Source organism: Brevibacterium paucivorans, assembly GCF_016907735.1.
Lineage (GTDB): Bacteria > Actinomycetota > Actinomycetes > Actinomycetales > Brevibacteriaceae > Brevibacterium > Brevibacterium paucivorans.
In genome coordinates this window covers 2,239,844-2,266,265 of the sequence record NZ_JAFBCP010000001.1, presented here as the reverse complement: position 1 = coordinate 2,266,265, position 26,422 = coordinate 2,239,844, and the positions used below count along the sequence as shown (strand labels likewise).

At 59.8% G+C, this 26,422-nt stretch carries 24 protein-coding genes and 4 tRNA genes; 4 read left to right on the top strand and 24 right to left on the bottom strand.

Features of this window, described 5'->3' with window-relative positions:
- Nucleotides 1–23: 23 nt before the first annotated feature.
- The 3 genes from JOE56_RS10470 to rpsD all read right to left on the bottom strand — a co-directional run bounded on the left by JOE56_RS10470 (nucleotide 24) and on the right by rpsD (nucleotide 1,787).
- Entirely contained in the window at nucleotides 24–701 is a 678-nt protein-coding gene (locus JOE56_RS10470) for a cation efflux transmembrane domain-containing protein (protein ID WP_204515914.1), read from the bottom strand.
- A gap of 137 nt (nucleotides 702–838) precedes the next feature.
- A complete protein-coding gene (locus JOE56_RS10465) occupies nucleotides 839–1,075 on the bottom strand; it encodes a hypothetical protein (protein WP_204515913.1) in 237 nt (78 codons plus the stop codon).
- Between the two features lie 85 nt (nucleotides 1,076–1,160).
- Complete coding sequence (gene rpsD, locus JOE56_RS10460; protein ID WP_102238122.1) at nucleotides 1,161–1,787, bottom strand: 30S ribosomal protein S4; 627 nt, start codon at nucleotides 1,785–1,787, stop codon at nucleotides 1,161–1,163.
- A 208-nt stretch (nucleotides 1,788–1,995) separates the two neighbouring features.
- On the opposite strand from rpsD, the gene JOE56_RS10455 reads away from it, so the two are divergent.
- Complete coding sequence (locus JOE56_RS10455; RefSeq protein WP_204515912.1) at nucleotides 1,996–4,095, top strand: hypothetical protein; 2,100 nt, start codon at nucleotides 1,996–1,998, stop codon at nucleotides 4,093–4,095.
- 9 nt (nucleotides 4,096–4,104) lie between these two features.
- Here JOE56_RS10455 and JOE56_RS10450 read toward each other — a convergent pair whose 3' ends face one another.
- Entirely contained in the window at nucleotides 4,105–5,412 is a 1,308-nt protein-coding gene (locus JOE56_RS10450; protein ID WP_239530848.1) for a replication-associated recombination protein A, read from the bottom strand.
- 59 nt (nucleotides 5,413–5,471) lie between these two features.
- Nucleotides 5,472–7,244 carry an aspartate--tRNA ligase gene (gene aspS / locus JOE56_RS10445; RefSeq protein ID WP_204516135.1) on the bottom strand — a complete coding sequence of 591 codons (1,773 nt, stop codon included), beginning with the start codon at nucleotides 7,242–7,244 and terminating at the stop codon, nucleotides 5,472–5,474.
- A gap of 78 nt (nucleotides 7,245–7,322) precedes the next feature.
- On the opposite strand from aspS, the gene JOE56_RS10440 reads away from it, so the two are divergent.
- Complete coding sequence (locus JOE56_RS10440; protein WP_204515910.1) at nucleotides 7,323–7,661, top strand: ArsR/SmtB family transcription factor; 339 nt, start codon at nucleotides 7,323–7,325, stop codon at nucleotides 7,659–7,661.
- A gap of 7 nt (nucleotides 7,662–7,668) precedes the next feature.
- Here JOE56_RS10440 and hisS read toward each other — a convergent pair whose 3' ends face one another.
- The gene (gene hisS / locus JOE56_RS10435; protein ID WP_204515909.1) at nucleotides 7,669–9,003 is read right to left on the bottom strand and encodes a histidine--tRNA ligase; all 1,335 of its coding nucleotides are present in this window, start codon (nucleotides 9,001–9,003) and stop codon (nucleotides 7,669–7,671) included.
- Nucleotides 9,004–9,078: 75 nt separating this feature from the next.
- Nucleotides 9,079–9,726 carry an MBL fold metallo-hydrolase gene (locus tag JOE56_RS10430; RefSeq protein ID WP_204515908.1) on the bottom strand — a complete coding sequence of 216 codons (648 nt, stop codon included), beginning with the start codon at nucleotides 9,724–9,726 and terminating at the stop codon, nucleotides 9,079–9,081.
- Nucleotides 9,727–9,848: 122 nt separating this feature from the next.
- On the opposite strand from JOE56_RS10430, the gene JOE56_RS10425 reads away from it, so the two are divergent.
- Nucleotides 9,849–11,207 carry a DUF349 domain-containing protein gene (locus JOE56_RS10425; RefSeq protein WP_204515907.1) on the top strand — a complete coding sequence of 453 codons (1,359 nt, stop codon included), beginning with the start codon at nucleotides 9,849–9,851 and terminating at the stop codon, nucleotides 11,205–11,207.
- Between the two features lie 60 nt (nucleotides 11,208–11,267).
- Nucleotides 11,268–11,837, top strand: a complete 570-nt coding sequence (locus tag JOE56_RS10420; RefSeq protein WP_204515906.1) for a hypothetical protein — start codon at nucleotides 11,268–11,270, stop codon at nucleotides 11,835–11,837.
- Here the strand turns inward: JOE56_RS10420 and JOE56_RS10415 are convergent.
- The 17 genes from JOE56_RS10415 to JOE56_RS10335 form a co-directional block, all read right to left on the bottom strand.
- A complete protein-coding gene (locus JOE56_RS10415) occupies nucleotides 11,829–14,117 on the bottom strand; it encodes a RelA/SpoT family protein (RefSeq protein ID WP_204515905.1) in 2,289 nt (762 codons plus the stop codon). The genes JOE56_RS10420 and JOE56_RS10415 overlap by 9 nt on opposite strands.
- Before the next feature lie 9 nt (nucleotides 14,118–14,126).
- Entirely contained in the window at nucleotides 14,127–15,128 is a 1,002-nt protein-coding gene (secF, locus tag JOE56_RS10410; protein WP_102238132.1) for a protein translocase subunit SecF, read from the bottom strand.
- Nucleotides 15,128–17,233: a protein translocase subunit SecD gene (gene secD / locus JOE56_RS10405; protein ID WP_338028665.1), complete on the bottom strand. Its 2,106-nt coding sequence runs from the start codon at nucleotides 17,231–17,233 to the stop codon at nucleotides 15,128–15,130. The genes secF and secD overlap by 1 nt, the downstream gene beginning before the upstream one ends.
- 5 nt (nucleotides 17,234–17,238) lie before the next feature.
- Nucleotides 17,239–17,727 (bottom strand): preprotein translocase subunit YajC, encoded by a 489-nt coding sequence (gene yajC / locus JOE56_RS10400; RefSeq protein ID WP_204515904.1) that lies wholly within the window; start codon nucleotides 17,725–17,727, stop codon nucleotides 17,239–17,241.
- Nucleotides 17,728–17,814: 87 nt separating this feature from the next.
- Nucleotides 17,815–18,885, bottom strand: a complete 1,071-nt coding sequence (gene ruvB / locus JOE56_RS10395) for a Holliday junction branch migration DNA helicase RuvB (protein ID WP_102238134.1) — start codon at nucleotides 18,883–18,885, stop codon at nucleotides 17,815–17,817.
- Entirely contained in the window at nucleotides 18,882–19,466 is a 585-nt protein-coding gene (ruvA, locus tag JOE56_RS10390; protein WP_204515903.1) for a Holliday junction branch migration protein RuvA, read from the bottom strand. Before ruvA ends, ruvB begins: the two co-directional genes overlap by 4 nt.
- Nucleotides 19,467–19,539: 73 nt before the next feature.
- Nucleotides 19,540–20,136: a crossover junction endodeoxyribonuclease RuvC gene (gene ruvC, locus JOE56_RS10385; RefSeq protein WP_204515902.1), complete on the bottom strand. Its 597-nt coding sequence runs from the start codon at nucleotides 20,134–20,136 to the stop codon at nucleotides 19,540–19,542.
- Nucleotides 20,136–20,897 (bottom strand): YebC/PmpR family DNA-binding transcriptional regulator, encoded by a 762-nt coding sequence (locus JOE56_RS10380; RefSeq protein ID WP_102238137.1) that lies wholly within the window; start codon nucleotides 20,895–20,897, stop codon nucleotides 20,136–20,138. Before JOE56_RS10380 ends, ruvC begins: the two co-directional genes overlap by 1 nt.
- 59 nt (nucleotides 20,898–20,956) lie before the next feature.
- Entirely contained in the window at nucleotides 20,957–21,436 is a 480-nt protein-coding gene (locus tag JOE56_RS10375; protein ID WP_204515901.1) for an NUDIX hydrolase, read from the bottom strand.
- Nucleotides 21,433–22,050, bottom strand: coding sequence for a phosphatidylinositol phosphate synthase (pgsA, locus tag JOE56_RS10370; RefSeq protein ID WP_102238139.1), 618 nt, complete (start codon nucleotides 22,048–22,050; stop codon nucleotides 21,433–21,435). Before pgsA ends, JOE56_RS10375 begins: the two co-directional genes overlap by 4 nt.
- 51 nt (nucleotides 22,051–22,101) lie before the next feature.
- Complete coding sequence (locus JOE56_RS10365; protein ID WP_204515900.1) at nucleotides 22,102–22,656, bottom strand: HIT family protein; 555 nt, start codon at nucleotides 22,654–22,656, stop codon at nucleotides 22,102–22,104.
- Nucleotides 22,657–22,659: 3 nt separating this feature from the next.
- Nucleotides 22,660–24,612, bottom strand: a complete 1,953-nt coding sequence (gene thrS, locus JOE56_RS10360) for a threonine--tRNA ligase (RefSeq protein WP_239530843.1) — start codon at nucleotides 24,610–24,612, stop codon at nucleotides 22,660–22,662.
- A gap of 166 nt (nucleotides 24,613–24,778) precedes the next feature.
- Entirely contained in the window at nucleotides 24,779–25,855 is a 1,077-nt protein-coding gene (locus tag JOE56_RS10355; RefSeq protein ID WP_204515898.1) for a DUF4190 domain-containing protein, read from the bottom strand.
- Nucleotides 25,856–26,006: 151 nt separating this feature from the next.
- Nucleotides 26,007–26,078: transfer RNA gene (locus tag JOE56_RS10350), tRNA-Val, on the bottom strand.
- Nucleotides 26,079–26,125: 47 nt separating this feature from the next.
- A tRNA-Val gene (locus JOE56_RS10345) sits at nucleotides 26,126–26,197 on the bottom strand.
- Between the two features lie 6 nt (nucleotides 26,198–26,203).
- A tRNA-Cys gene (locus tag JOE56_RS10340) sits at nucleotides 26,204–26,274 on the bottom strand.
- Between the two features lie 43 nt (nucleotides 26,275–26,317).
- Nucleotides 26,318–26,390, bottom strand: a tRNA-Gly gene (locus JOE56_RS10335).
- Nucleotides 26,391–26,422: the final 32 nt, after the last annotated feature.

The window sequence follows — 26,422 nt, the reverse complement described above, 5'->3', positions numbered from 1 at the left end:
CAGAACGACACATCACCGGACCGTCACCCTTCGAGTTCGGGCACCTCGGCGCGGGCTTGTTCAAAAACTTCCTTGGCGGCGTGCAGGTTAATCACGCCAATGACCAGCCCCACAGCCACGTCCGGCCACACGCTGGCCCAGAACACGGTCACCACGCCAGCAGCGATGATCAGCACGTTCGCCAGCGCGTCATTGCGCGCCGCTAGCCACGCGCCCGTCATGAGCGCACCACCACCGGACCGCACCCGGAACAACAACACCGCGCTCACCACGTTGATCACCAGCGCACCCACCGCGGTCACCGACAAAGTAAACGGCTCCGGCGGCTCCCCCGACGCCAGCTTCACCGCCACCATCACGAACGCCGCCACCGCAGGTATCAAGATCAGGCCGGCCAACGCGTAACTGGCCTTCCGCCGCCCCGCCAGCGACCAGCCCACCGCAGTCAACACCAGCAGGTTGATCAGCGTGTCCTCGAGGAAGTCGGCCGCGTCGGCAAACAACGACGCGGAACCGATCACCAACGCCACGACACTCTCGCCCAGGAACCCCACAAAGTTGATCGCCGCCACGATCGCAATCGCCGTGCGCGCCTTCCCGGACACATTCGCCGCGTTAATGTTTTCCGGGTTGGTCCCGCCCGGGTTGTCGTTCTCCTGGTCATTGTCTCCCGAGGTGCCAGCCGGTTCCAGCTCAGCCATAGTTTCCTTCCAAATAGGTGAGGCGCACCCTCGCCACTTCCCTATTTACCCAACAACCCGCACAAAGCAAAACCCGAGGTGACAACCACCTCGGGCATGTTATTCATGCTTTCATGTAACGGCTACTCGTTGATTGTTTACTCTTCAGCACCACTCCGAGAACGAGCCACAACCAAATGCCAAACACCCGCCCACAGAGCTAACGGCACCCCCAGCGACAGGACAACGAGCGAAGCAACCCCAATGCTGATCCAACCGTCGCCAGCAAACTGTGACCAGACAAGAAGTCCGAGGCCAGCCACAATCAAAACCGCTGAACACCACGTCACACCTTTAAGTAAACCCGGCGTCGTTTTGCCCGCACTTATTGTCATGCCCTGTTTCCTTTGCTTGTGCAGTGACACCTTCAGAAACACAAAAGCCCGGGGCCATAAACGACCTCGGGCTTTTGAAAAAGCTTTAGCGTGAGTAGTGCTCAACAACCAGCTGAACGTCACAGGTCACTGGAACTTCTTCGCGCTTAGGGCGACGCAGCAACGTAGCCTGCAGAGCTTCCAGGTCAACGTTGAGGTAACCAGGAACAGCAGGAAGCACGTCGCGGTGCGCACCAGCAGCAGCCACCTGGAACGGGTCCATTGGCTGTGAACGTTCGTGCACGTGGATCATCTGGCCTTCCTTCACGCGGTAGGAAGGACGGTCCACACGCTGACCGTCAACACAGATGTGACGGTGAACTACGAACTGACGCGCCTGGGAAATGGTGCGAGCGAAACCTGCACGCAGAACCAGAGCGTCCAGACGCATTTCCAGAAGCTCAACCAGTGCTTCACCGGTCAGACCGGACTCTTTACGAGCTTCCTTGTAGGTCTTGAGCATCTGAGCCTCGCGAATACCGTACTGAGCACGCAGACGCTGCTTTTCCTTCAGACGGATCGAGTAGTCAGAGTCATTACGACGGCGAGCGCGACCGTGTTCACCCGGTGGGTATGGACGGCGCTCAAAGTACTTTTCAGCTTTAGGGGTCAGTGGAAGACCCAGGGCACGCGACAGGCGAACCTGACGGCGTGAACGCATTGCAGATGACATGTTTACCTTTCGGTTTGGTATTGCGTCACACCGCGACGTGGCCGTCTGCACAGCCCAACTCGGATCGTGGTGCAACAGTTGTTTCCCCCTGTGGGAAAGCAATCGACGCATGCGAGTCCACGCGCACGAAGGCCGCCCGAAAACGGGCACAACAGCAGAAAACTCTACCACGGTAGCCATAGCAACCGCCAGTTCGTACACTGAAGACATGGCTGAGACACCTCGCACCAAGTCCCACCTATCCCAGATCCGCTCGTGGTGGAAAACCCTGAGCGACGATCACTTCATCGCCCTCGACCCACCCACCACGGACCGCTACACACAGGGCCACCTCCACGAAGACGCGGCAGAAGCTAAAGCCCAGCACGACCTTCCCCAGGACATCTCCTACGCTGGCTGGCACTGGCAAACCCACTCGCGCACATTCACCAAGAAGGGTGAACTCCTCGAACCCCTGTACATCCACTGGGGTGGCGACCGCGAAACCGTCCGCGCCCACCTGACCAACCTTCCCGACGGCTGGAAGCTGACCGGTGGCGAGACCGACACACAGTCATTCCAACTCGACCTCGACACCCCACGCGAACTCCCCGCGTTCACCGACCACAACGCCACCTACCGGCTCCTCGACCGACTCAAAAGGGAGATCCACGAGCTCGACCAGCGTGAGAATCGCGATGATCCTTTAGACGATCACAGCATCCCACCGGCCACGCAAAAATGGCTCCACGACCTCCTCGCACACACCACCAGCGCGCAGCAAGCCGAAGATAACCCATCAAACCAGCCAACAGACCACACCACCGACATCACGGACTCCCTCCTCATCGTGATGTTGCAGACCGCGCTGTTCACCCACGACGAACTCGACCAACTCACAACCAAGCCCTACCCAATCCCGCACAGCACCACCCTCCTCGAAGCGCTTCTGGAGGCCCAACACCCGAACGCCCGCGAATACGCCCGCGAAATGGGCAAGGAAGCAATCCACGTACTCGAGCACCACCCCAACGCCATCACGCTCAGCATTCTCAAAGACCTGGCCCCAACCAACCACTCCGCGCTGGGCGACTACATCACGGTGCGCGCCCACGTGGAAAACGCCCACGCCCAGGGCACAAACGCCCCCGACATCGTCGCTGCCGCATTAGCCACGATCGACGAAATGCCACCCGACTCCTGGACCCACCTACGCAGATCCGCCGTGACCACCGCAGTGAGCGACTGGTTCACCGACCAGATGAGCGATGATGCCTTCTACCCCCGTTGGAACCTCGGCACCCTGCGCACAGTGACCGACGAACGCCTCCCCGTAGAATTCCGCGCACCCGCCGCACGCAAAGCACAAACCCTCCTCAACGCCCTGGACGTCGCTCCACAACTGGCCCCTGCCGTCCCCACCGCATGGAAACCAGCCGCCCACGACGCGCGCCATGTCCTCCCACAACTCCTCGAACAGTCACCCCCGTGGCTCAACGGCGACCAATACAGACTCGCTGACTCCTACGCCGAGTTCACCACCGTCGACGCCACCCACGAAACCTGGTTGCGCGACGCCCTCACCCAACCTGACCGCACCATCACCGCTTACGCGTTCATCCTGGGCACCCTTGTTGACCACGACCTCGGCACCACCCACGACATCGACACGTGCACCCCGCTCTGGCGCAAAACCCTCACCAAAAAGGACGACTACAGCTGGGTCTTCCGCCACCCCATGGTCGCCCTCACCGACCTGTGCATCCGCCACGATCACCCGCTACTGAAAAAGCTCCTCGCCTGGTGGGACACAGCCACGCCTAAGTGGAAACACGGCCTGAAGCCGCTCGTGGAACTCATGACGCACGCCCCGTCCACCCACGCCGAGGCGGTCGACCGGTTCCGTACCGTCCCTTACGGGGAGGCGACCCACCAGTTCTTCACCCAGTACGTTCTGTCACGCGCCCGCGCCCGGGGAACCGATCCGCGAACAGAAGCCCTGGAACTCGTCGAAGACCCCACGTTCACCGATCTCAAACTCACCGCGGACCGCGAACACATCCTCATGTCCGTCGTCGTCCCCGCACAGCCCCTGTGGGGCTACGACCACCACCAGGCACTGGACCGCGCACTGCGCGTTCTCGAAGACCCCGACTCCCCACGGGCCTTCATCGACGCCGCCCTGTACACACTGAACACACCCCACGTGAAAAATGACTACGACGCCACCCACCTGGAGCGCGTCCAACTCCGCGGGATCCCGCTGGCCCTGCGCCGGCAGCGGGCGCTCGAAAAGTTCGGCGCCAGTGACGATGCCAGCGAAGCCTAATACTGCCCGCTACTTAGGCTCCCGCAACTGCTGCAGGATCGCCAGCCGTTCAGCCATGCCCTTTTCGTAACCGTTGTCGGTGGGGTCGTAGTACTGCGTGCCCACCAACGAATCCGGCAAATACTGCTGCGGCGACACCGAATGCGGGAAGTCGTGCGAGTACTTATACCCCACGCCGTGTCCCAGCCCTTTGGCACCCGGGTAGTGCGCGTCCCGCAAATGCGGCGGCACCTCACCCGACTTGCCGGCCTTCACATCGGCCAACGCCTTGTTAATCCCCATGTACGACGCATTCGACTTAGGCGCCAACGCCAAATACACCACCGCTTGCGCCAACGGAATCCGGCCCTCCGGCATCCCGATCCGCTCCACCGCCGTCTGCGCGGACACCGCCACCGTCAACGCGTTCGGATCGGCCATGCCAATGTCCTCCGACGCCGCAATCACCACGCGCCTGCAAATGAACCGCGGATCCTCACCCGCTGAAATCATCCGCGCCAAATAGTGCAACGCCGCATCCGGGTCCGAACCCCGAATCGACTTAATAAACGCACTAATCACGTCATAGTGCTGGTCCCCCGCCCGGTCGTACCGGACAACGGCGGCCTGGGCCGCCTCGGCCGCGTGCCTCTCCTCAATCACGGGCGCCCCAGGGTCCTTCCCAGCGTCCTCAGTGCCCGCGTCCCCCTCAGCCTTCGCCGAGGCGGCCGCCGCTTCCAGCACGGTCAGCGACCTGCGTGCATCCCCGCTGGCGACCGACACGATGTAGTCGAGCGCCTCCTCGGACAGTTCGAACTGCCCCGCCAAACCCCGCGGGTCCGTCACCGCGCGTGTCACCAAGGTGCGCAGGTGCTCCTCTGTCAGCGGTTTGAGCTGCAACACCAACGACCGCGACACCAACGGCGCAATCACCGAAAACGACGGGTTCTCGGTGGTCGCCGCCACCAACACCACCAGCCGGTTTTCGACCGCCGGCAACAACGCGTCTTGCTGCGCCTTGGAGAACCTATGTATCTCGTCCAAGAACAACACCGTGGTGAGCCCGCGCACCTCCCGGTCGCGCCTGGCGTTCTCGATCACCTCGCGCACGTCCTTCACACCCGCAGTGATCGCGGACAACTCCACAAACCGGCGCCCCTCGGCGTGGGACACCGCGTGCGCAATGGTGGTCTTCCCCACCCCGGGCGGGCCGTACAAAATGACCGAGGTGGCCCCGGCTACCCCACGCGGGTCCGACTCGGCGAGTTGCCTCAGCGGCGAGCCCTTAAACGTCAGATGGTCCTGCCCCACGAGTTCGTCGATAGAGCGCGGGCGCATACGAACGGCCAGGGGATCAAGCACCGATCCCCCGGCCGCGTCGTCAAAAAGATCCACTCTTATTCGTCGTCTTCCGGCGTGTAGTCCACGCCCGCTTCCTTACGCTGCTGGTCCGTAATCGGAGCAGGAGCAGCCGTGAGCGGGTCGTACCCGTTACCCGACTTGGGGAACGCAATGGTGTCGCGAATCGATTCGGTTCCCGCCAGCAGTGACACCAGGCGGTCCCATCCGAACGCGATACCACCGTGCGGAGGCGCACCGAACTTGAACGCGTCCAGCAGGAACCCAAACTTCTCCTGCGCGTCCTCCTGGCTGATCCCCATGACCTTGAACACGCGTTCCTGAACGTCGGGCCGGTGGATACGGATCGACCCACCACCGATCTCGTTACCGTTGCACACGATGTCGTACGCGTACGCCAACGCCGAACCCGGATCCGTGTCGAACGTGTCCGCGAACTCTGGCTTAGGCGCGGTGAACGCGTGGTGCACAGCAGTCCATTTACCGTCGCCAACTGCCACGTCCCCGGCAGCCACTGCGTCCTCGGCGGGTTCGAACATGGGCGCATCCACGACCCACACGAACGACCAGTCGCCTTCCTTGATGAGTCCCGTGCGCTCACCGATCTCAACGCGCGCGGCACCCAGCAGCGCACGCGAGTCCGTAGCCTTACCGGCTGCGAAGAAGATCGCGTCACCCGGGTTGGCACCAACAGCAGCAGCCAAACCGTCCTTCTCTTCATCCGACAGGTTCTTGGCCACCGGACCGCCCAGCGTGCCGTCTTCGCCCACCTGCACGTATGCCAAGCCCTTGGCACCGCGCTGCTTAGCCCATTCCTGCCACGCATCGAACTGGCGACGAGGCAGCGACGCTCCACCCGGGTACACAACAGCACCCACGTACGGCGCCTGGAACACGCGGAACCCAGTGCCCGCGAAGTACTCCGTGAGGTCCGTCAACGGCAGACCGAACCGCAGGTCAGGCTTGTCGCTTCCGTACTTTTCCATGGCGTCTTTGTACGTCATGCGCTCAATGGGCGTAGGAATCTCAACGTCAATGAGCTTCCACAGCTCAACCAGAATCTCTTCGGCCAACGCGATGATGTCGTCCTGCTCCACGAAGCTGGCCTCGATGTCCAACTGCGTGAACTCAGGCTGGCGGTCGGCGCGGAAGTCCTCGTCACGGTAGCAACGCGCAATCTGGTAGTAGCGTTCCATTCCGGCCACCTGCAACAGCTGCTTAAACAGCTGTGGCGACTGTGGCAACGCGTACCACGAACCCGGCTTCAGGCGAGCAGGCACCACGAAGTCACGCGCACCTTCAGGCGTCGAACGCGTCAGCGTAGGCGTTTCAATTTCAATGAACTTGTGCTTGTCCAGCACCTGGCGAGCCGTCTTGTTGACATCCGAACGCAGACGCAGCACGTTACCCGAGGCCGGGCGACGCAGATCCAAGTAGCGGTACTTCAGGCGCGTTTCCTCGCCCACCTTAGAGTCTTCCGCGTGCTCCGACACCTGGAACGGAAGCGCTGCCGACTGCGCAAGAATCTCGACATCCGTGTCGACAACCTCGATCTCACCCGTGGGCAGTGCGTCGTTCGTGTTGCCTTCTGGTCGTGGCTTCACCGTTCCGGTGACCTTGACGACCGTTTCGTTCTTCAGTTCATCAGCAACGTCTTCGTGAACCACGACCTGGACGATGCCTGACGCGTCACGCAGATCAATGAACGCCACCCCACCGTGGTCGCGACGACGATCAACCCAACCCGTCACCGTCACCGTCTGATCGACGTGGTCAGTACGCAAGCTTCCAGCTTCGTGAGTACGTAGCACCGAAGAGTCTCCTAGAGTAGAAAAGTCAGTATTCACATCCTAGGTTAATCCAGGATGATTCCCGAACCAGGAGAACGCATGGAAACTCAACCCGAGGACGTTGACAACCCCACCTCGGCACAAGTGCAGGTGGCGGCCGAAACCTTCCGCATGCTCTCCTCGCCCACCCGCCTGCTCACCGTGTGGTTTCTCACCCACAACGAATACGACGTGACGGGACTTGCCGACGCGACCGGCACCTCGGTCCAGTCCATCAGCCAGCACCTAGCCAAAATGCGCCTCGCTGGGCTGGTGTCCTCCAGGCGCGACGGCCGCCGCATCTACTACGTGGTCGACGACCCGCACGTGGTCACCATGGTCACCCAAATGTTCGAGCACATCGCTCCCGACGGCTCGCTGGCCCCGGACCCGGAGTAGAGAGGCCTTACACCACGCGCACGACCTGTGGCCACAGATCCGCAGCCGGCGGAAGCCACTCGTCGGCAGCTGCAGCTTCCTGCTTCCCCGATCGAATGTCCTTGACTTCGTGCCCCGATTCGCCGTCGGTAAACCACACGAACGGGATCCCCCGCTTATCTGCAAACTTGATCTGCTTGCCGAACTTTGAGGCCACCGGCGACACATCCGCAGGAATCCCCCGCTCACGCAAGGCCCGCGCCACGTTGTTAGCTTCCGCGCGCGTCTCTTCGTCGGTCACAGCGACCAGAACAGCCGTGGGAACCTCGCGCGTTGCCGTGAGCACCCGGTCCTTACCGATCAACCGCGACATCAACCGCGAAACCCCAATGGACATTCCCACGCCCGGATACACGCGCTTATCCGTGCGCGCCAACGCGTCATAACGACCGCCGGAGGCCACCGAGCCCAAGGACTCGTGCCCCTGCAACAAGGTTTCGTACACGGTGCCCGTGTAGTAGTCCAGACCTCGGGCGATCTTCAACTGCGCCACCACAGACCCTGGCGACTGCGCGTGCGCCTGATCAATGAGCTTCACCAGCGCTTCTACGCCTTCGTCCAGCATGTCGTTGCTGACACCCAACGCCGCCACCCGCTCGGCGAACTCCGCCGTTGCAGACTCAATGTCTGCCAGTTTGAGGCAGGCCTCCGCCTGGGCCGAGGTGGCCCCCGCCTCCTCCTGAAGAAGTTCGGCTACCCGTTGCGGGCCGATCTTGTCGTACTTGTCGATACAGCGTAAGACCGCGGTGATGTTTTCCAGACCCACACCTCGGGCAAATCCCTCAATGAGCTTGCGGTTATTCGCAACCACCTTCACCGGCGGCACTCCCAACTCACCCAGAGCGTCAAACGCCTGCACGATGACCAACGGCACTTCGTATTCGAAGTGCTCAGGCAGAGTGTCTTCGCCGATCACGTCGATATCGGCCTGGATAAACTCGCGGTAGCGGCCGTCCTGGGGTCGTTCACCACGCCACACCGGCTGGATCTGATACCGCTTAAACGGGAAATTCAAGTGACCAGCGTTTTCCACCACGTAACGCGCAGTAGGAACCGTGAGGTCGAAGTGCAACCCCATAGGGTTCTTTTCGGCACCCTCCGAGTGCAGACGCGACACCGCGAAAATTTCCTTGTCGATCTCACCGTCTTTAGCCAAGGCCGAGAGTGGTTCAACCGCGCGCGTATGAATCCCCGCGAAACCGTTGAGCTCAAATGTGTGCTTGAGAAGATCGATAATCCGTTCTTCAACAGCGCGATCGGCGGGTAACCATTCGGGAAAACCTGAAAGTTTGGCGGTTGCCACAGTACTAACTCCTTATATGCCCAGATTTCTGGCCATACCTATTATGTCAGCGCTCACGATGAGAGCGCGTTGCGGTTACAAAAACGGGTTCACGCGCTTTTCGTGGTCAAGCCGCGTAGCAGGACCGTGGCCCGGGTACACCGGCTGGTTCGCAAGCCCCTTCACGATCTCCAAGGACCGCTGCATGGCCTCCGGGTCACCGCCGGGCAAGTCCACGCGCCCAATCGAACCAGCGAACAATACGTCGCCAGTGAAGAGAAGGGACTCGCTTCCTTCCGTCACTTCGAACACGCACGAGCCTTCTGTGTGGCCCGGCGTGTGAACGATCCGGATGTCCAGTCCGGCAAGCTGCAACACATCGCCGTCTTCATAGCGCTGCACCTGAGGTACTTCCCACTGCGCAACGAGTGGCGCGAGCATTGCCTTGAACTGCGGATTCATGGTGTCAGCTGGACGTTCCACCCGGTACACGTCGTCCGAGTGCAGGTACGTGGGCAGAACACCGAACTCTTCGTAGAAATGCGGGAGCCCCAGAATGTGATCCGGGTGCCCGTGAGTGAGCACGAGCGCCACCGGAGTGAGCCCCTCTTCTTTCAGCAACTCGTGAAGTTCAGGAGCACCGTTGAGACCAGCGTCGAACAGCACACACTCCGATGCACCTTCACGCGCTACCGCGTAACAGTTGACACCCAAGAATTCGGCCACACTCGAAAGAACAAACATAAAGCAAGTGTACGAAGATCCCCCATAACCCGCGAAAACAGCTATGCTAAAAATGTTGTCAACACTGCCGAGTGATCACACGTGATTCGACCGGCACCGCAAAACAGTAATCCTAGGTAACTATGTCTGACTCACCCGCACCCAAGCCTCGTCCTATCCCACGCCCAGGAGCAACTCCTCAGCCGGGAACCCAGCCGGTAGCACCCGTTGCCCGAGACCGAGAAGCGGAGCTGGAAAAAGCACGCGCATTCGGCCGTGTGGACGAAAACAACACAGTCTTTGTCAAAGTGGTGGGCGGTGAACGCGAAGTTGGCCAGTACCCCGACGCTGACCACGAGCAGGCCCTCAACTACTTCGCCAAGAAGTACCTCGAACTTGTCGAATCAGCAGACCTCCTAGCCGAACGCCTCAAGGCCGGTGCAAACGGTGAGACCATTCGCCAGGCAGCCGTCAAACAGCGCGAAGCACTCGCAGACGCGCTCGTCGTTGGTGACCTGAACGCTCTCGAAACCTCTCTGACCGAACTCGAAGAACGCGCAAAGGTTGCCCACGCACAGCAACAGAAGCAGCACGAACAAGCTCGCGAAGAAGGACGCCAAGCACGCGCGGCCATCGTCGAAGAAGCCGAATCGATCGCCGGAACCGACCCCGCGCGCGTGCAGTGGAAGAACTCCAGCAAGCGCATGAACGAACTGTTCGACCGCTGGAAGGAACTCCAGTCCACCACCCCACGCTTGCCTAAGGACCAGGACCAAGAACTGTGGGGACGCTTCTCCAAGGCCCGCAACAGCTTTGACCGTCACCGCCGTGAGTTCTTCAACGAACTCGACAAGCGCTCCGCAGAAGGCAAGCGCATCAAAGAAGGCATCGTAGCCGAAGCTGAGTCCCTGTCTAACTCCACCGACTGGCGCGAAACCGCGGCCAAGTACCGCAAGCTCGTTGACAAGTGGAAGGCCGCACCTCGCGCACGTCGCAAGGAAGACGACGCTCTGTGGGCACGCTTCCGCGCAGCTCAAGACGTGTTCTTCAACGCGCGAAACGCACAGAACGAAGCCATCGACGCTGAATACCAGGAGAACCTCAAGGTTAAAGAGGAACTTTTGGAACAGGCACGCGCCCTGTTGCCTATCGAAGACATTGAAGCGACCCGCACAAAACTGCGCACCATCCAGGAAAAGTGGGAAGACGCCGGCCGCGTCCCACGCGCCGATGTATCCCGTATGGAAGGCGGACTGCGCGAAGTTGAGCGCGCGCTCGCCGACGCTGAAAATGACGAATGGAAGCGCACCAACCCCGAAACCAAGGCCCGCACCAGCGGCGTCATGGCTCAGCTCGAAGACGCTCTTGAGGATCTGCGCAAGGAACTCGAGGCCGCACGCGAAAAGGGTGACTCCAAGCGCATCTCCCAAGCTGAAGAAGCTCTCAACACCAAGCAGGCGTGGTACGACCAGCTGAGCAAGACCGCACAGGAACTCGGCTAGTTATCCACAGATCCTTCTCCCCCTCTATGAATTGACCGCAAAACCGGTCACAGTTGTTACATGACACAACTGTTCAGAGCGGGAGAAGGACTCTCACACCACCAGCTCATCTCACTTGAACTGGATGGACTACTGACCCCACTGACAGGTCAGTGCTGGGTCGCATCAGGTGAACCCATCACCCCCGCCGTGCGGTGCAACGCGCTCACTACCCCCGGTTTCACACACGTGGCTTTCTCTCACGAAACTGCCTACTGGGTGTGGTGGGGAGAAGGCATGGCGCCGGAAACCACCTCGGTCTCCCCAACCAGACGCAAGCGGATCCGCACAATTCACAACGGATACCACATCCACGACAACCTGGTACCCCAGGGGCACACAGTGAAACTCGGTGAGAACTTCGTGACGTCCGAATCCGCAACGCTCTACGCGCTCATGTACGAACTGTGCGAAGACCGCGTTGCACCAGAAACCAGCGTGAAACGCGCACGCGACCTGCTTCTGAGCATCCCCGCTGAAACACGCGTGGCCTTCGCCAATTTCCTGCGAGGCCTGTACCGTCGCCCGCGCTTGACCCGCCTACGAAGACTGGTCCGCCACGCTGACCCGCTGATCGCGAACCTAGGTTGATTTCAAACGGTACACGTCGAAAACACCATCGACCTTGCGCACCGCATTGAGCACATTGTCCAAATGGCTCGCATCGCCAATCTCAAACACGAACCGCGACTGAGCCACACGCGCCTTCGACGTCGCAACAGATGCGGACAAAATATTCACGTGCGTCTCGCTGAGCACGCGCGTAATGTCCGACAGCAACCCGGCACGGTCCAACGCTTCCACCTGAATCTGCACCAAGTACACGCCCGACGACGTGTCGTTCCATTCGACCTCGACCAAGCGCTCCGTGTCATAGGACGCCACGTTTGTGCAGTCCTTGCGGTGAACCGAAACCCCGGACCCGCGCGTCACGAACCCGGTAATCGGGTCACCGGGAACGGGGGTACAGCACCTAGCCAGCTTGATGAGGATGTCGTCGACCCCCACGACGCGCACGCCTTCGGACGAGGAGTGGTGGCCGCGGGACTTACCCGTGGGGTTCGCCGGTGGGATCGTGGTCTCGTTCGAATCGTCCTGCGAACTGTCGACTTCTTTGGCCAACAAGTCAACCACGTGGGCCGCCGAAATCGTGCCCTGCCCAATCGCCGCATACAACGCCGTCACGTCGGGCAACCGCTGCTCGTTGGCGACAACCACCAGCGCTTCTTGGCTCATGAGCCGCTCAGCCGACAAGTGGTGGCGTCGCATCGCACGTGCCAACTGATCGCGACCGTTTTCAACGGCCTCTTCGCGCCGTTCCTTAGAGAACCACTGGCGAATCTTGTTGCGCGCCCGCGGTGACGCGACAAACGCCAACCAGTCACGCGACGGCCCAGCGTTTTCGTCCTTGGACGTGAACACCTCGACAACGTCGCCGTTCTTCAACTGTGTGTCCAACGGGAGCAAACGCCCGTTGACGCGCGCGCCCATGGTCTTGTGACCCACCTCGGTGTGTACCGAGTACGCGAAGTCCACCGGAGTCGAATTCACCGGAAGCGTGATGATGTCACCCTTGGGCGTAAACACGTAAACGTCCGCGCTTTTGACCTCGTAGCGCAGGTTGTCCAGGAACTCGTCCGGGTCGGTGACCTCACGTTGCCAGTCCAACAGCTGGCGTAGCCATTGAACCTGGTCGACTTCGCCCGCGTCGCCCACTTTTGCCATGCGTCCCGAGGTGGTTCCGCTCGCCTTGCGACGGTCCTTGTACTTCCAGTGGGCAGCCACACCGAACTCTGCACGCCGGTGCATCTCGTGCGTACGGATCTGGATCTCAACCGGCTTGCCCGTAGGCCCGATCACCGTGGTGTGCAAGCTCTGGTACATGTTGAACTTGGGCATCGCGATGTAGTCCTTGAAACGGCCCGCCACCGGTGACCATTTCGCGTGAACAATACCCAAGACCGCGTAGCATTCGCGTTCCGTTTCCACCAGAACACGCACACCCACCAGGTCATAAATGTCGGCGAACTCGTGCCCGCGCACCACCATCTTTTGGTAGATCGAATAGTAGTGCTTGGGACGTCCCGTAATGGTGGCCTCGATCTTCGCCCCGGTGAGTTCGCGTCCCAGCTCTTTAGACACGGTCGCCAGGTACTTTTCGCGTTCGGGCGTGCGCTCTGCGACCATGCGCACAATCTCGGAGTACACCTTGGGATACAGAACCTGGAATGACAGGTCCTCCAGTTCCCACTTGATGGTGTTCATCCCGAGGCGGTGGGCCAGGGGCGCGAAGATATCCAGGGTTTCGCGGGCCTTGCGTTCAGAAGACGAGGCAGGCACGTACTTCCAGGTGCGTGCGTTGTGCAAGCGGTCGGCCAGCTTGATGACCAGGACGCGGATGTCGCGGCTCATGGCCACGATCATTTTGCGTACGGTTTCCGACTGTGCCGCCGCTCCGTACTGGATCTTGTCGAGCTTGGTCACGCCATCGACCATGAGCGCGATTTCGTCACCGAACTCTTCACGGCACTGGTCCATGCCGTAGTCGGTGTCTTCGACAGTGTCGTGCAACAGCGCTGCCGCCAAGGTCACCGGCATCATGCCGATCTCAGCCAGAATCGTGGCCACCGCAACCGGGTGCGTGATGTACGGGTCGCCACTCTTGCGCGTCTGCCCGCGGTGGGCTTTTTCAGCTACTCGATACGCCTTGAGGACAATGTTGATGTCGGCCTTGGGGTGGTTCTCCGCCACCGCTGAAAGCAACGGCCCCAAAGCCTTGGGAACTTGCGGAGCGTTCTGGCTCCGGGCAGTCCAAAAGGCCAGGCGAGAAATCCCGCGAGGCCTTCTGGACGTCGAGTCAGGTTGCGCCATTGAGCCCTACTACACAGCGGCGGGCTCTGCGGTCTTTTTCGACCCGCGTGCTTCCAGAACAGCCTCTTCCTGTTCACGCACAGCCGGCTCGTTCTTCCGCAAGAAGTAGTACAGCGGTGAGGCAACAAACAGGGTGGACGCGGCTGCCGTGATGGTACCTACGAACAGCGACAGGGCAATATCGACCAGGGTTCCCGCACCAAGCATGAACACACCGATGAACAGAATCGACGCGATGGGCAGGATCGAAATCACCGTAGTGTTAATGGAACGCACCGTGGTCTGGTTGACACCCAAGTTCACCAGCTCGCCAAACGTCTGCTTGCGGTTCTTCTTGAAGTCCGCCGTATTTTCGCGGATCTTGTCGAACACCACCACGGTGTCGTACAGCGAGAACGACAGGACCGTCAGGAACCCAATCACCGCCTCGGGCGTCACTTCAAAGCCCGAAGCCGAATAAATTCCCATGGTGGTGATCATGACGAAGAACAGACCAGCAATAGCTGCCAGCGACATCTTCCACGTGCGGAAGTACAACGCCATGACGATCATCGAAATGACCACGAAGATCACCAGGGCGCGCGTCATCTTGTTGGTGATGTCCTGACCCCACAGCGGACCAACGAAGTTGGACGTAACGTCCTTGTTTTCCACGCTGTACGCCTTCACCAAGGCTTCGCGCACCTTCTGCATCTCTTCGTCGGAAAGTTGGCGGGTTTCTACCCGGACCGAGGTGTCCGACCGGGGAACGCCCGTTGCCTCGGCGTTGTTGACTGTCTTGTTGGTTGCGTCGATGCCGGGCTGTGGGTCGTTGGACTTCACGTTGGAAATCTCGAACTCGGAACCACCTCGGAAGGCGATACCCAAGTTGAAGCCACCCACCACGGGGATGAGCAGGGACAGGATCACCAGCACTGTAGCGATCGACAGCCACAGCTTGCCCTTTCCCACGAACGGGATTGACGTTTCACCCGAGTGGAGGCGGTTACCAAACTCAAAAAAGCGCTTCATTATGCGTCTTCCTCCGTGGTCTTCGTTTTGGTGTCCACGGTTGAGGCTTTACGTTCAGCCGCTTTCCGTTCTGCCAAGGTCGGGCCCGACTTACGCGCACGGGATTCATCGCGTCGTTTGGCTTCCTTGTGGGAGCGACCCGTGCTCTTCTTCCGTGCCTTTTCCAGATCCAGTCCCATGGCACCTCGGTACGCTTCCGCCTTGACACCCAGCTGGCGGGGGTCCATACCCGACATGGGGTGGCCCTCACCAAAGAAGCGCGTGCGCGCCAGCACCTGGAGCATGGGGTGCGTGAACAGAACAACGATCACGATGTCGACGATCACCGTCAAACCGAGCGTGAACGCGAACCCACGGACGGACCCCACAGCCAGAATGAACAGAATCACGGCGGCCAACATGTTCACGGCCTTGGAGGCGTAAATCGTGCGACGGGCACGGTCCCACCCGACCTCAACGGCCGAAAGAAGTTTCCGGCCCTCACGCAACTCGTCACGCACACGTTCGAAGTACACGATGAACGAGTCGGCGGCCATACCGATACCGATGATGATACCGGCGACACCGGCAAGCGACAGTCGATAGCCATAGCGCCACGACACGAACAACAGCAGTCCCCATGTGAGAACACCGGCGACCACCAAACTGGACACGGTCACCAAGCCCAGCACGCGGTACTGCAGGAGCGAATAAACGACCACCAACAGCAGACCAATTCCACCGGTGATCAGACCCACCTTGAGGTAGTCGGCACCCAGTGTGGGTGAAATCTGCTGCTCACTCTGCACCTTAAAGCTGATAGGCAGAGCACCGTTCTTCAGCTGGTTCGCAAGCGTTGACGCCTCTTCTTCGCTGAAGTCACCAGTGATCTGAGCGCGACCGTCAGTCACCGCGCTCTGGGACACCGGAGCCGAGAGCACCAGACCATCAAGAACGATTGCAAACTGGTTATACGGTTGCTGAGCACCCGTGACAGCCGACGTCACCTTACCGAACACGTCGCGCCCAAAGTCGTCGAACTCCATCGAAACAGCCAAGCGGTTGGTCTGGGTTCCCTGCGAGGTCGTCTCATAGCCGAAGCTCGCATCCTTCACGTGAGAACCGGCGAGCTCAACAGGCCCCAGAATGTACTTCGCTTCACCCGATTGATCACACGACACCATCGGTTCATCGCGTGGACCGGAGTCTCCACCAACCCGGTTTTCCGGCTTGGTGCAGTCAAGCTTTGCGTATTCCTGAAGCAGTTCGGGGTTCATCCAGGACTGCTGATCTTCCGGCTTGAAACGTGGCACGTCGTCCTGGGAACCAGGCTCGAAATCTTCAGGAAGCTTGGAAGGCTCTTCCTTCTTTGGCTCTTCTTCAGGCTTCTGTTGTGGTTGTTCGCCCTCTTTTGGTGGGGCTGGCTGCGCTACCGGGCGGATGTTGGTAGAACCGGGGTTCGCGGGTTCCTGGGGGCCCTCAAGCCCAGGAGCGGGGGCAGGTGCGCCCTGTTCTGGCTGGCCTTGTTCTGGCTGACCTTGCTCAGGGGCTCCCTTTTCGGGCTGACCCTGCTCAGGAGCTCCCTTTTCGGGCTGACCCTGCTCAGGCTGGCCTTGCTGACCCTGCCCATTCTGGCCACCCAACAGGTCATCGAGCTTCTTCTGATCCTCTTCGGACAGCTCTGGAGCCTTGTCCTCTTCGGAATTTTCCTTCTGCTGCTGGTCGATAGGTGTTGGCGCACCTACGAGCGCGACTCGCCTAAATGCCAACTGGGCTGAAGAGCGAACGAGGTTACGAGTCTCTTCATCGGGGTTGCCCGGCAGGTTCACCACAATGTTGCGGTCACCCTGGGTGCTAATTTCAGCTTCTGACACACCAGTTGAGTCCACACGTTGGCGAATAATCGCAACCGCCTGTTGCAACTGCTCGCGTGTGACCTGTTGGTCTTCAAGCTGTGGCTCCAAGATGATGGACGTTCCACCTTCGAGGTCAAGAGCCAGTTTGGGCGACCAGGTCGCGTTCGACCAAACCGCGCCACCGCCCACAAGGGCGAAGATAATTACTATAAAAGCTCCGAGCGCCAGGAACCGGCGCACAGGACGAGGCTTTTTGTCAATAGATGCCACGATGATTACTTCTTGTCGGAATCGTTCTTGTCAGCGGGGTCGTTGTCTTTGGCGTTCGTGTTCTTAGCGTTGCGCTTGGCTTCGTTCATAGCGTCGAGTTCAGCGTCGGTGATGCGCGGCGCCTTGTCGGCGTCAGTTTTATCGGCGTCAGATGTGTGAGCGTCAGGCTTCTCAGCAACGAGGTCTTCCTCGGTGGTCGTTTCAGTCGTCGCGCCCGCACCAGCAACAGGCTCTTCGTCCTGAGGTGCCTCAATCTGCGCAATGGTCTGCCGGTGGATCACCACGCTTGTTCCAGGTGTCGTCTCGACAGTGACTTTGATCCCGTCATCGTCGACGTCGGTCACCGTACCGAACATCCCAAAGCTGGTCATCACGGTTGCGCCTACACGCAAGTTGTTCGAAAGTTTCTCTTGCTGTGTCTTCTGCCGTTTGCGCGTGTTGAGCATAAAGAACAGCAGGAGCCCACCAAGAGCTAACAGAAGAACAATCTCCACGACCAAACCCTTTCGATGTCAATTAACGCCAAAATTGTAGTCTAATACCTAACTGAGCAACACCCAATTAGCAACAGACCACGCGCATCACGAAAACAACGCCGGGTCGTCTGGCGGAGTCAAACCGATGTGTTGCCACCCTGTCTGCGTGGCGATTCGTCCGCGCGGCGTGCGCGTCATCAGGCCCTCACGCACCAAGAACGGTTCAGCGACCTCTTCAACCGTCTCCGGTTCCTCACCCACACTCACAGCCAACGTGGACAGACCCACCGGTCCCCCATTGAACCGTTCGCACAAAACTGAAAGAACTGCCCGGTCCAGACGGTCGAGGCCGCGTTCGTCCACCTCGTACACGTTCAACGCAGACCGCGACGCGTGCAGATCAATGTGACCGTCACCTCGGACCTGCGCCCAGTCACGCACGCGCCGCAACAGTCGGTTCGCAATACGCGGAGTGCCCCGCGACCGGCGCGCAATCTCGGCCAAACCCGCTTCATCCGCTTCGATGCCCAACATGCCGGCTGAGCGCTCAAGCACCCGTTGCAAATCCTGCGACGTATAGAAATCCAGGTGCCCCGTGAATCCAAAGCGGTCACGCAACGGCGCAGGCAACAACCCCGACCGGGTGGTGGCCCCCACCAATGTAAACGGCGGAAGATCCAGCGGAATCGCGGTGGCTCCAGGCCCCTTCCCCACGATCACATCGACACGGAAGTCCTCCATGGCCACGTACAACATTTCTTCGGCAGCGCGCGCAACACGGTGAATTTCGTCGATGAACAGCACTTCACCCTCATCCAGCGACGACAGAATCGCCGCCAAATCACCCGCATGCTGAACGGCAGGGCCCGACGTAATGCGAATGTGCGAACCCATTTCCTCAGCAATAATCATGGCCAACGTGGTCTTACCCAGACCGGGCGGCCCAGACAGCAACACGTGATCCGGTGTGCGCTTACCGGCCTTCGCCGCGTCGAGAACCAGCGACAACTGCTCGCGCACCTGTTTCTGCCCCACGAACTCCGCAAGCCCCTTGGGACGCAAAGCCGCTTCCTGCGCGCGCTCAGCATCACCGGCCCCGGAACGCATGAGGCGCTCTTCTTCTGCCCCCGTGAGACCGGAGTCGCCAAAATCTACCTCATAGGACTTGTCGCTCACCGCGAACCACCGAGTTCACGCAACGCCGCCTTGAGCAAGTCGGCCACCGACGCCCCGTCCATATCCGGTGCCACCGTCTCCACCGCTTTGATCGCAGCCGCTTCTTTCCAGCCCAGACCCACAAGAGCCTGCACCACCTCGGCGCTGGCGGGCCCTGCTGCGGAAGAAGGAACGGCCGAGGTGGTAGGCACCTTACCCTGCAAGTCCACGATGAGCTTGGCGGCGACCTTGGGGCCAACTCCCGGTACCGCCGTGAGCACCTTAGGAGTGTTGTCCGAAATTGCGCCGTACACCTGGTCCGGTGACAGCACGGAAAGAATCGCCAAGGCGAGCTTGGGCCCGACCCCGTTTGCACCCAACAACGTGGAAAACAGCTTCAGTTCGCCGGGCGTATCGAAGCCGTACAAGGTCAGCGCGTCTTCGCGAACAATGAGCTCGGTGTGCAACGCGACTTCTGAACCCGTGCGCACCCGGCCGGCTACCGCAGGAGTCACAAAAACTTCCCGCCCAACCCCGTAGGTGACAACGGTGAGCGAATTGGCCGAAACTGTGTGAACTGTGCCTTCGAGGTACCGAATCAATGGACATCCTTTGGGAACATATGTGCGATTAATTCTACGTTAGCGCATGTATCCACTGGGATGTGGGACCGCTCTAGCGCGCGTCCCTGATCGCTTGTGCCCACGCACGTTGCGCCGGTGTGAGATTGTCACCCTGCCGGCTAGCGCGTTGCCGGTCCACCACGTCCTTCGTGGCCCCCGGGGTGGAAAGACCAGCCGAGGCGCCTCGCCACAGGTGGCAGATCGCCAACGCGAGAGCGTCGGCGGCGTCAGCCGGTTTTGGCGGGCTGTCGAGTTTAAGAATGCGCGTCACCATATGGGTGACCTGCTTCTTGTCGGCCCGCCCGTTTCCTGTGACAGCCGCTTTCACCTCGGACGGTGTGTGCATAGCCACGGGGATCCCCCGGCGCGCGGCCAGCCCCATCGTGAGCCCGGACGCTTGCGCGGTGCCCATAATCGTGGACACGTCGTTGCGCGCGAAAATCCGCTCAATACTCACAACATCCGGCCGGTAGTCGTCCAGCCACGTGTCGAACGCATCCGCGATGCGCCCCAAACGCACATCCGAAGAGTCGTGTGAAGGGGTGCGAATGACGTCGACCGCCACCATGCGCGCTTGCCTGGCACGGCCCGCGTCGATCACACCCAAGCCCAGGCGAGTCAACCCCGGGTCGACTCCCAGAATGCGCATTAGTCCTCTTCGGCCTCCAGCTGGGCCATCACTTCGTCGGTGACGTCGGCGTTCGAGTACACGTTCTGCACGTCGTCGAGGTCTTCGAGAGCGTCGATAAGCGTGAACACTTTCTTGGCGGTTTCCGCGTCCAACTGCACTTCGAGGTTAGGCACGAACCGGGCTTCAGCACTGTCGTAGTCGATGTCGGCTTCCTGCAGTGCGGTACGCACAGCAACCAGGTCGGTGGCTTCCGAAATGACTTCCAGAGTGTCACCCTGGTCCTTCACTTCCTCAGCTCCCGCGTCCAACGTGGCTTCCAGGATGGCGTCTTCGCTGGTGCCTTCGACCGGCACAGCCACGACGCCCTTACGGTTGAAGTTGTAGGAGACCGAACCGGGGTCTGCCATGCTTCCGTTGTTGCGCGTCACAGCCACACGAACTTCCGAGGCCGCACGGTTACGGTTGTCGGTCAGACACTCGATGAGGAGCGCGACTCCCCCAGGTGCGTAGCCTTCGTACATGATGGTCTGGTAGTCAACACCGCCACCGTCAATGCCTGCTCCACGCTTGACCGCGCGTTCGATGTTGTCGTTTGGAACAGAGGACTTCTTTGCCTTCTGAATCGCGTCGTACAGCGTAGGGTTACCTGCTACGTCAGCCCCTCCGTTGCGCGCTGCAACTTCGATGTTCTTAATGAGCTTGGCAAAGAGCTTGCCACGCTTCGCATCGATCGCTGCTTTTTTGTGTTTTGTCGTCGCCCATTTGGAGTGACCTGCCATGAACAGTTCCTTTCGTAAAATCTGAGCGCTATTGTACGCGCCTCTTCTGGTTGCGTCTTTTAGTCGAGCACGAGCGGGGATTCGGGCACCTGCCCGGAACTCACCAAGTCCATCAGGTCAACCAGCTGGCGGGGGTAAAAGGTCTCCGAGGTGGTTTCCAGCTCTTCGCGGGTCCACCATTTGGCACCCACGATCGAGGCTTTCTCAACGTCAGTCCACAGTGCCTCTTCCAAGTCCACATCTGAGTCATCCACGAGACCAAAGAACACTTCGTCCTGGTGGAGCGTGTGGCTCGTGAACTCCATGACCGCATGCCGGTGAGCGAGTGGACCCACGAGTTCGGTGGGCTCACATTCGATCCCCGTTTCCTCAGCGAGTTCACGCGCTGCGGTCTGTGCGGGGAGTTCCCCCATTTCTTCGCCACCCCCACATGTCATCCACCACGTTTTACTGGAGTCACCGAGGTCTTTTGCTTTCAACATGAACACCGAACCCTGGGTATTCATGAGCACAACACGTGCTGCATAGCGGACTTTCAATCGGTCTCCTTGGAACGAAGTTGCACATACACATTACTCATACGTTGCGCGATGGTGATACAGCACAACACAACGAGTATCGCGAGAGCTATAGTAAGCACACTATCGGGAAGTCCTAGCCCCACCAAACCCGTCACGACCAGCGTCACCAGTAGCCTGTCGGCGCGTTCAGCGATCCCCCCGGATGCCTGCACACCCAACCCCTCACCTCGGGCACGGACGTATGACACGATCGATCCCGTCACCAAACAAGCGAGAGCCAAAAGGGCCGTCAGAGGATCGTTGGCACCAAGAAAATACCACAGCGCCAGACCCACGAATACGGCGGAGTCTGCCAGACGATCCATCGTCGAATCCAGGAACGCTCCCCACGTGGAATTACGTTCCAAAAGGCGCGCCATAATCCCGTCAAGCATGTCACCAAAGACGAAGAACGTAATGACGACGGTTCCCCAAAACAACTGCCCCATAGGGTAGAGCACCAAAGCGCCAAGGCATACGCCTAACGTCCCCACCACGGTGACAGCATCGGGGCCAAGTCCGAGCTTGATGAGGAGTTTTGCGAGCGGCGTGAACAATTTTGTAAACGCCGCGCGAGCAATTGCGTTGAGCACGTTCGAACCTAACGGGACTACGGTTGAGGGCAGTAGTGTGTGCGCGAGCCTTTACGCATCGGGCGTATTCCAGGATTCAGAATACATTTCACGAACCTGGCCGTGAACGAGTGGCAACGCTTTGGTTTGCGCAATGATGGGGAAGAAATTCGCGTCCCCACCCCACCTAGGAACCACGTGCTGGTGCAGGTGCGCGGCAATACCAGCACCCGCGACCGCACCCTGATTCATACCCAAGTTGAAACCGTGAGGCTTAGAGACCCGGCGGATCATCCGCATGGCCTCTTGCGAAAACTGTGCGAACTCTAGCGTCTCTTCCTGGGTCAGGTCCGTGTAGTCCGGCACGTGGCGGTACGGGCAGATGAGCAAGTGACCCGGGTTGTACGGGTACAAGTTGAGCACTGCGAACACGGTTTTACCGCGGGCAATGATCAGGCCGTCTTCGTCGGACTTGGTGGGTGCCACACAGAACGGGCACTCATTCTCGCTACCGTCCTTGGGTTTGTTCTCGCCACCCACATACACCATGCGGTGGGGAGTCCACAGCCGCTGCAGACCGTCCGGTTCGCCGGGAAACCCGGCAGCTGCCTCCGGTTCAGGAATCATGGATTACACCTGCGCTTTAGTTCTGATCGCTTCCACGATACGTTCCACGGCCCGTTCCACTGGAACACCGTTTTCTTGCGAACCGTCGCGGAACCTAAACGACACGGCCTCAGCGTCGCGGTCCTCTCCCCCGGCGATCAGCGTGTACGGCACCTTTGACTTCGAGGCGTTGCGGATCTTCTTGGGGAAACGGTCCGTGGAGTCGTCGATCTCAACGCGAATGCCGTGTGCCTTGAGCTTCTGCGCGATCTCTTCGACATACGGAACGAATTCGTCGGCGACCGGCACCAAAACAGCCTGCACGGGCGAGAGCCACACCGGGAAAGCGCCCGCGTAGTGCTCAGTCAAAACGCCCAAGAACCGTTCGATCGAACCGAACTTGGCCGAGTGAATCATCACTGGGCGCTTACGGCTGCCGTCGGCGGCCTGGTATTCGAGGTCAAAACGTTCCGGCTGGTTGAAGTCCAGCTGAACTGTGGACATCTGCCACGTGCGTCCAATAGCGTCGCGCGCCTGCACCGAGATCTTGGGTCCGTAGAATGCCGCACCACCCGGGTCCGGAACCAGTTCCAGACCAGTTGCGCGGGCCACTTCTTCAAGCGTCCGAGTGGCTTCCTCCCACTGTTCATCAGAACCAATAAACTTGTTGGCTTTTTTGCCTTCCGCGTCACGCGTGGACAGCTCAAGGTAGAAGTCGTCTAGTCCAAAGTCGCGCAGAAGCGACAGCATGAAGTTAAGCAGGTGTTTAATTTCACTGGCCGCGTCCTCGACCGCTACGTACGAGTGCGAGTCGTCCTGGGTGAGCGCACGCACGCGAGTCAGACCGTGGACCACACCCGATGCCTCGTTACGGTACACCGTCCCAAACTCAAAAAGCCGCAGTGGCAGATCCCGGTAGGAACGACCTCGGGAGCGGTAAATGAGGTTGTGCATGGGGCAATTCATCGCTTTCAAGCGATACGGCTGTCCCTGCTTCACGATTTCATCGTTTTCGTCGCGCTGTTCGTCCACCTGCATGGCAGGGAACATGTTTTCGCCGTAGTACGGCAAGTGTCCCGAGGTGTAGTACAGGGCCTCTTTCGAGATGTGTGGGGTGCCCACGTACTCAAAGCCCTCTTCAATGTGGCGGGCGCGCACGTAGTCTTCCATTTCGCGTTTGATGACCCCACCTTTGGGGTGGAAAACGGGAAGGCCCGATCCCAGTTCGTCGGGGAAGCTGAACAGGTCGAGTTCGGCACCCAGGCGACGGTGGTCGCGACGTTCGGCCTCTGCGATGCGTTCTTGATACGCCTTGAGGTCGTCTTTGCTTGCCCACGCGGTTCCGTACACGCGCTGCAGGCTGGCGTTGTCTTGGTCGCCTCGCCAGTATGCGGCCGAGGCGCGGGTGACGGCGAAACCGTTACCGATGAGTTTGGTGCTGGGCAGGTGCGGTCCACGGCACAAGTCTTGCCACACGACTTCGCCCTTGCGGTTGCGGTTTTCATACACCGTCAGTTCCGATCCGCCCACTTCGACGCTGGCTCCTTCAGCGCCTTTGCCCTTGTCTTGAATGAGTTCGAGCTTAAACGGCTCGTTGGCTTCGCGGCGGATCGCGTCTTCCTCGTCAACGACCACGCGGTGGAAGGTCTGCCCTTCCTTCACAATCCGCTGGGCCTTTTTCTCGATCGCTTTGAGGTCTTCAGGCGTAAACGGTTCTTCGACCTGGAAGTCATAGTAGAAACCGTCGGTGATGTACGGGCCGATACCGAGTTTGGAACCTGGGTACAGTTCCTGAACCGCCTGTGCGACGACGTGCGCGCACGAGTGGCGCAAAATGTCGAGCCCGTCTGGTTCAGAGATAACGATCGGTTCAACCGTGTCACCCGGCTGAAGCTCTCGGTCCAGATCGGCAGGCGCCCCGTTCAGCCGGATCGCAATAACGTCTTTGCGCCCAGCGAAGAACTCCGTGGCTGTCATGCCGTCCTCGAAGTCGATTTTCTCACCGTCGAGGGTCACGATGTCTGCCACGTTTGTCTCCTGTCCAATTGATTGCGTTGTGCACTGAGCACAGCACCGATTCTATCCCTTCCGATGATACGCAAAAGGCCCAGGTATTTACCTGGGCCATATGCGAAGGAGAGGATCAGCTGTTCTTGAAGTCGTACTTCTTGCCGCCGAGTCGCACCGTGACCTTCGCACGCTTTGCGTCTGCACCCGTCACAAGGAATCCAGTTTGGTAGATTGCTTCTTCACCAGGGGCAATGGAACTAGGCCAATCGCCTGCACCTTTCTTCTGGTTGTCGATGTCGGTGACTCTGTCGAGGTTCTTACCATCGAGATCTGCCGTAATGAGTGGATACGGCACCTGGTAGTCGGATGAGGAGTTGTTCTTGAGGCTGACCTCGATGAACATGTATTCGCTGTTCTGAGCTTCAGACGGGACAGCATACGAACCAGCCGTAACCTGTTTGGAGCGAACCGCCAGGTTGATCCCGTTGTCGATTTCAGGGGCCTTGCCGCCGCCATCGCCGCCATCGCTACTACCGCCGGAGCCACCAGGTTCCTGGCCACCAGAACCACCAGGTTCTTGGCCGCCGGGTTCTTGGCCTTGAGATCCGGGGCGCTCTGGCGATGTGGGTTCGGTTTTACCCGAGCCGGCGCCGATAGCACCGGCTGCGATCAAAATGATGACAATAACGCCACCGATCAGGCTTCCAAGCGAGGTGAGGATACCGGCGATCAAACCGGTGAGTGCCTGCCCCTTGTTGTCGGCTTCGCCGTTCTTGACGTTCTTCAGCCCGATCATACCCATGATGGCACCGGGGAGACCGGTGAGGAGACCAAACACAATTCCGGCCAGACCCAGGATCATCGCCCAGAGGCCGATACCGTTCTTTTCGCTGGTGTTACCAGATCCACCGAGTGGACCACCAGGGTACGAGGGGCCACCTGGGCTACCAGGGCCACCGGGGGTACTTGAACCGCCAGGGTACGAAGGACCTCCCGGGCTGCTTGGGGCACTTGGTGCACTCGGCGATCCTGGAGCGCTTGGAGTTGATTGCCCGGCAGAGCTGCCGCCGTAGCTTCCGCTTCCGTAGTTGCCGCCCCCGTACTGAGGAGCTTGAGGGGAACTGGGTGAGGGGGGCTGTGATCCAGGAGCTGACGGTGGGGTGTTGCTTCCTCCACCTGGGTAGCTAGAGCCACCGTATGGGTTAGACATCTGATCTCCTTTGTTGAAAATACATTCCTAGCCTAATGACTTCACACAAACAATGGTGAGCTGAGATGTTGCTAACCTGTTGCGATTCTGTTTCAAACGGCAATTTCAAGAGCTGGGAACGAAAAACCCCGGCCTGAACCGGGGTGATGTGTGCGCGATACTGGGATCGAACCAGTGACCTCTTCCGTGTCAGGGAAGCGCGCTACCGCTGCGCCAATCGCGCATGTAAACATGCGTATTTAGTTGTTGTGCACATGTGCTGAACACGCGTGCGCGATACTGGGATCGAACCAGTGACCTCTTCCGTGTGAAGGAAGCGCGCTACCGCTGCGCCAATCGCGCCGGTCGAGGTGGCGACGGGATTCGAACCCGTGTATACGGCTTTGCAGGCCGCTGCCTCGCCTCTCGGCCACGCCACCGCGGAGGCGATCGCCGAGTCCAGATCAAACTGACCGGCGCCAGAGCGGATGACGGGACTCGAACCCGCGACCCTCACCTTGGCAAGGTGATGCTCTACCAACTGAGCCACATCCGCGTGTCAGGTTTCCCTGGCAACGAATAGAAACT

Bases quoted from the DNA above. Each gene is read 5' to 3' on its own strand.
- JOE56_RS10470 (WP_204515914.1), bottom strand. From the start codon at position 701: ATGGCTGAGCTGGAACCGGCTGGCACCTCGGGAGACAATGACCAGGAG.
- JOE56_RS10465 (WP_204515913.1), bottom strand. From the start codon at position 1,075: ATGACAATAAGTGCGGGCAAAACGACGCCGGGTTTACTTAAAGGTGTG.
- rpsD (WP_102238122.1), bottom strand. From the start codon at position 1,787: ATGTCATCTGCAATGCGTTCACGCCGTCAGGTTCGCCTGTCGCGTGCC.
- JOE56_RS10455 (WP_204515912.1), top strand. From the start codon at position 1,996: ATGGCTGAGACACCTCGCACCAAGTCCCACCTATCCCAGATCCGCTCG.
- JOE56_RS10450 (WP_239530848.1), bottom strand. From the start codon at position 5,412: ATGCGCCCGCGCTCTATCGACGAACTCGTGGGGCAGGACCATCTGACG.
- JOE56_RS10440 (WP_204515910.1), top strand. From the start codon at position 7,323: ATGGAAACTCAACCCGAGGACGTTGACAACCCCACCTCGGCACAAGTG.
- JOE56_RS10430 (WP_204515908.1), bottom strand. From the start codon at position 9,726: ATGTTTGTTCTTTCGAGTGTGGCCGAATTCTTGGGTGTCAACTGTTAC.
- JOE56_RS10425 (WP_204515907.1), top strand. From the start codon at position 9,849: ATGTCTGACTCACCCGCACCCAAGCCTCGTCCTATCCCACGCCCAGGA.
- JOE56_RS10420 (WP_204515906.1), top strand. From the start codon at position 11,268: ATGACACAACTGTTCAGAGCGGGAGAAGGACTCTCACACCACCAGCTC.
- JOE56_RS10415 (WP_204515905.1), bottom strand. From the start codon at position 14,117: ATGGCGCAACCTGACTCGACGTCCAGAAGGCCTCGCGGGATTTCTCGC.
- secF (WP_102238132.1), bottom strand. From the start codon at position 15,128: ATGAAGCGCTTTTTTGAGTTTGGTAACCGCCTCCACTCGGGTGAAACG.
- ruvC (WP_204515902.1), bottom strand. From the start codon at position 20,136: ATGCGCATTCTGGGAGTCGACCCGGGGTTGACTCGCCTGGGCTTGGGT.
- JOE56_RS10380 (WP_102238137.1), bottom strand. From the start codon at position 20,897: ATGGCAGGTCACTCCAAATGGGCGACGACAAAACACAAAAAAGCAGCG.
- JOE56_RS10365 (WP_204515900.1), bottom strand. From the start codon at position 22,656: ATGATTCCTGAACCGGAGGCAGCTGCCGGGTTTCCCGGCGAACCGGAC.
- thrS (WP_239530843.1), bottom strand. From the start codon at position 24,612: ATGACAGCCACGGAGTTCTTCGCTGGGCGCAAAGACGTTATTGCGATC.
- JOE56_RS10355 (WP_204515898.1), bottom strand. From the start codon at position 25,855: ATGTCTAACCCATACGGTGGCTCTAGCTACCCAGGTGGAGGAAGCAAC.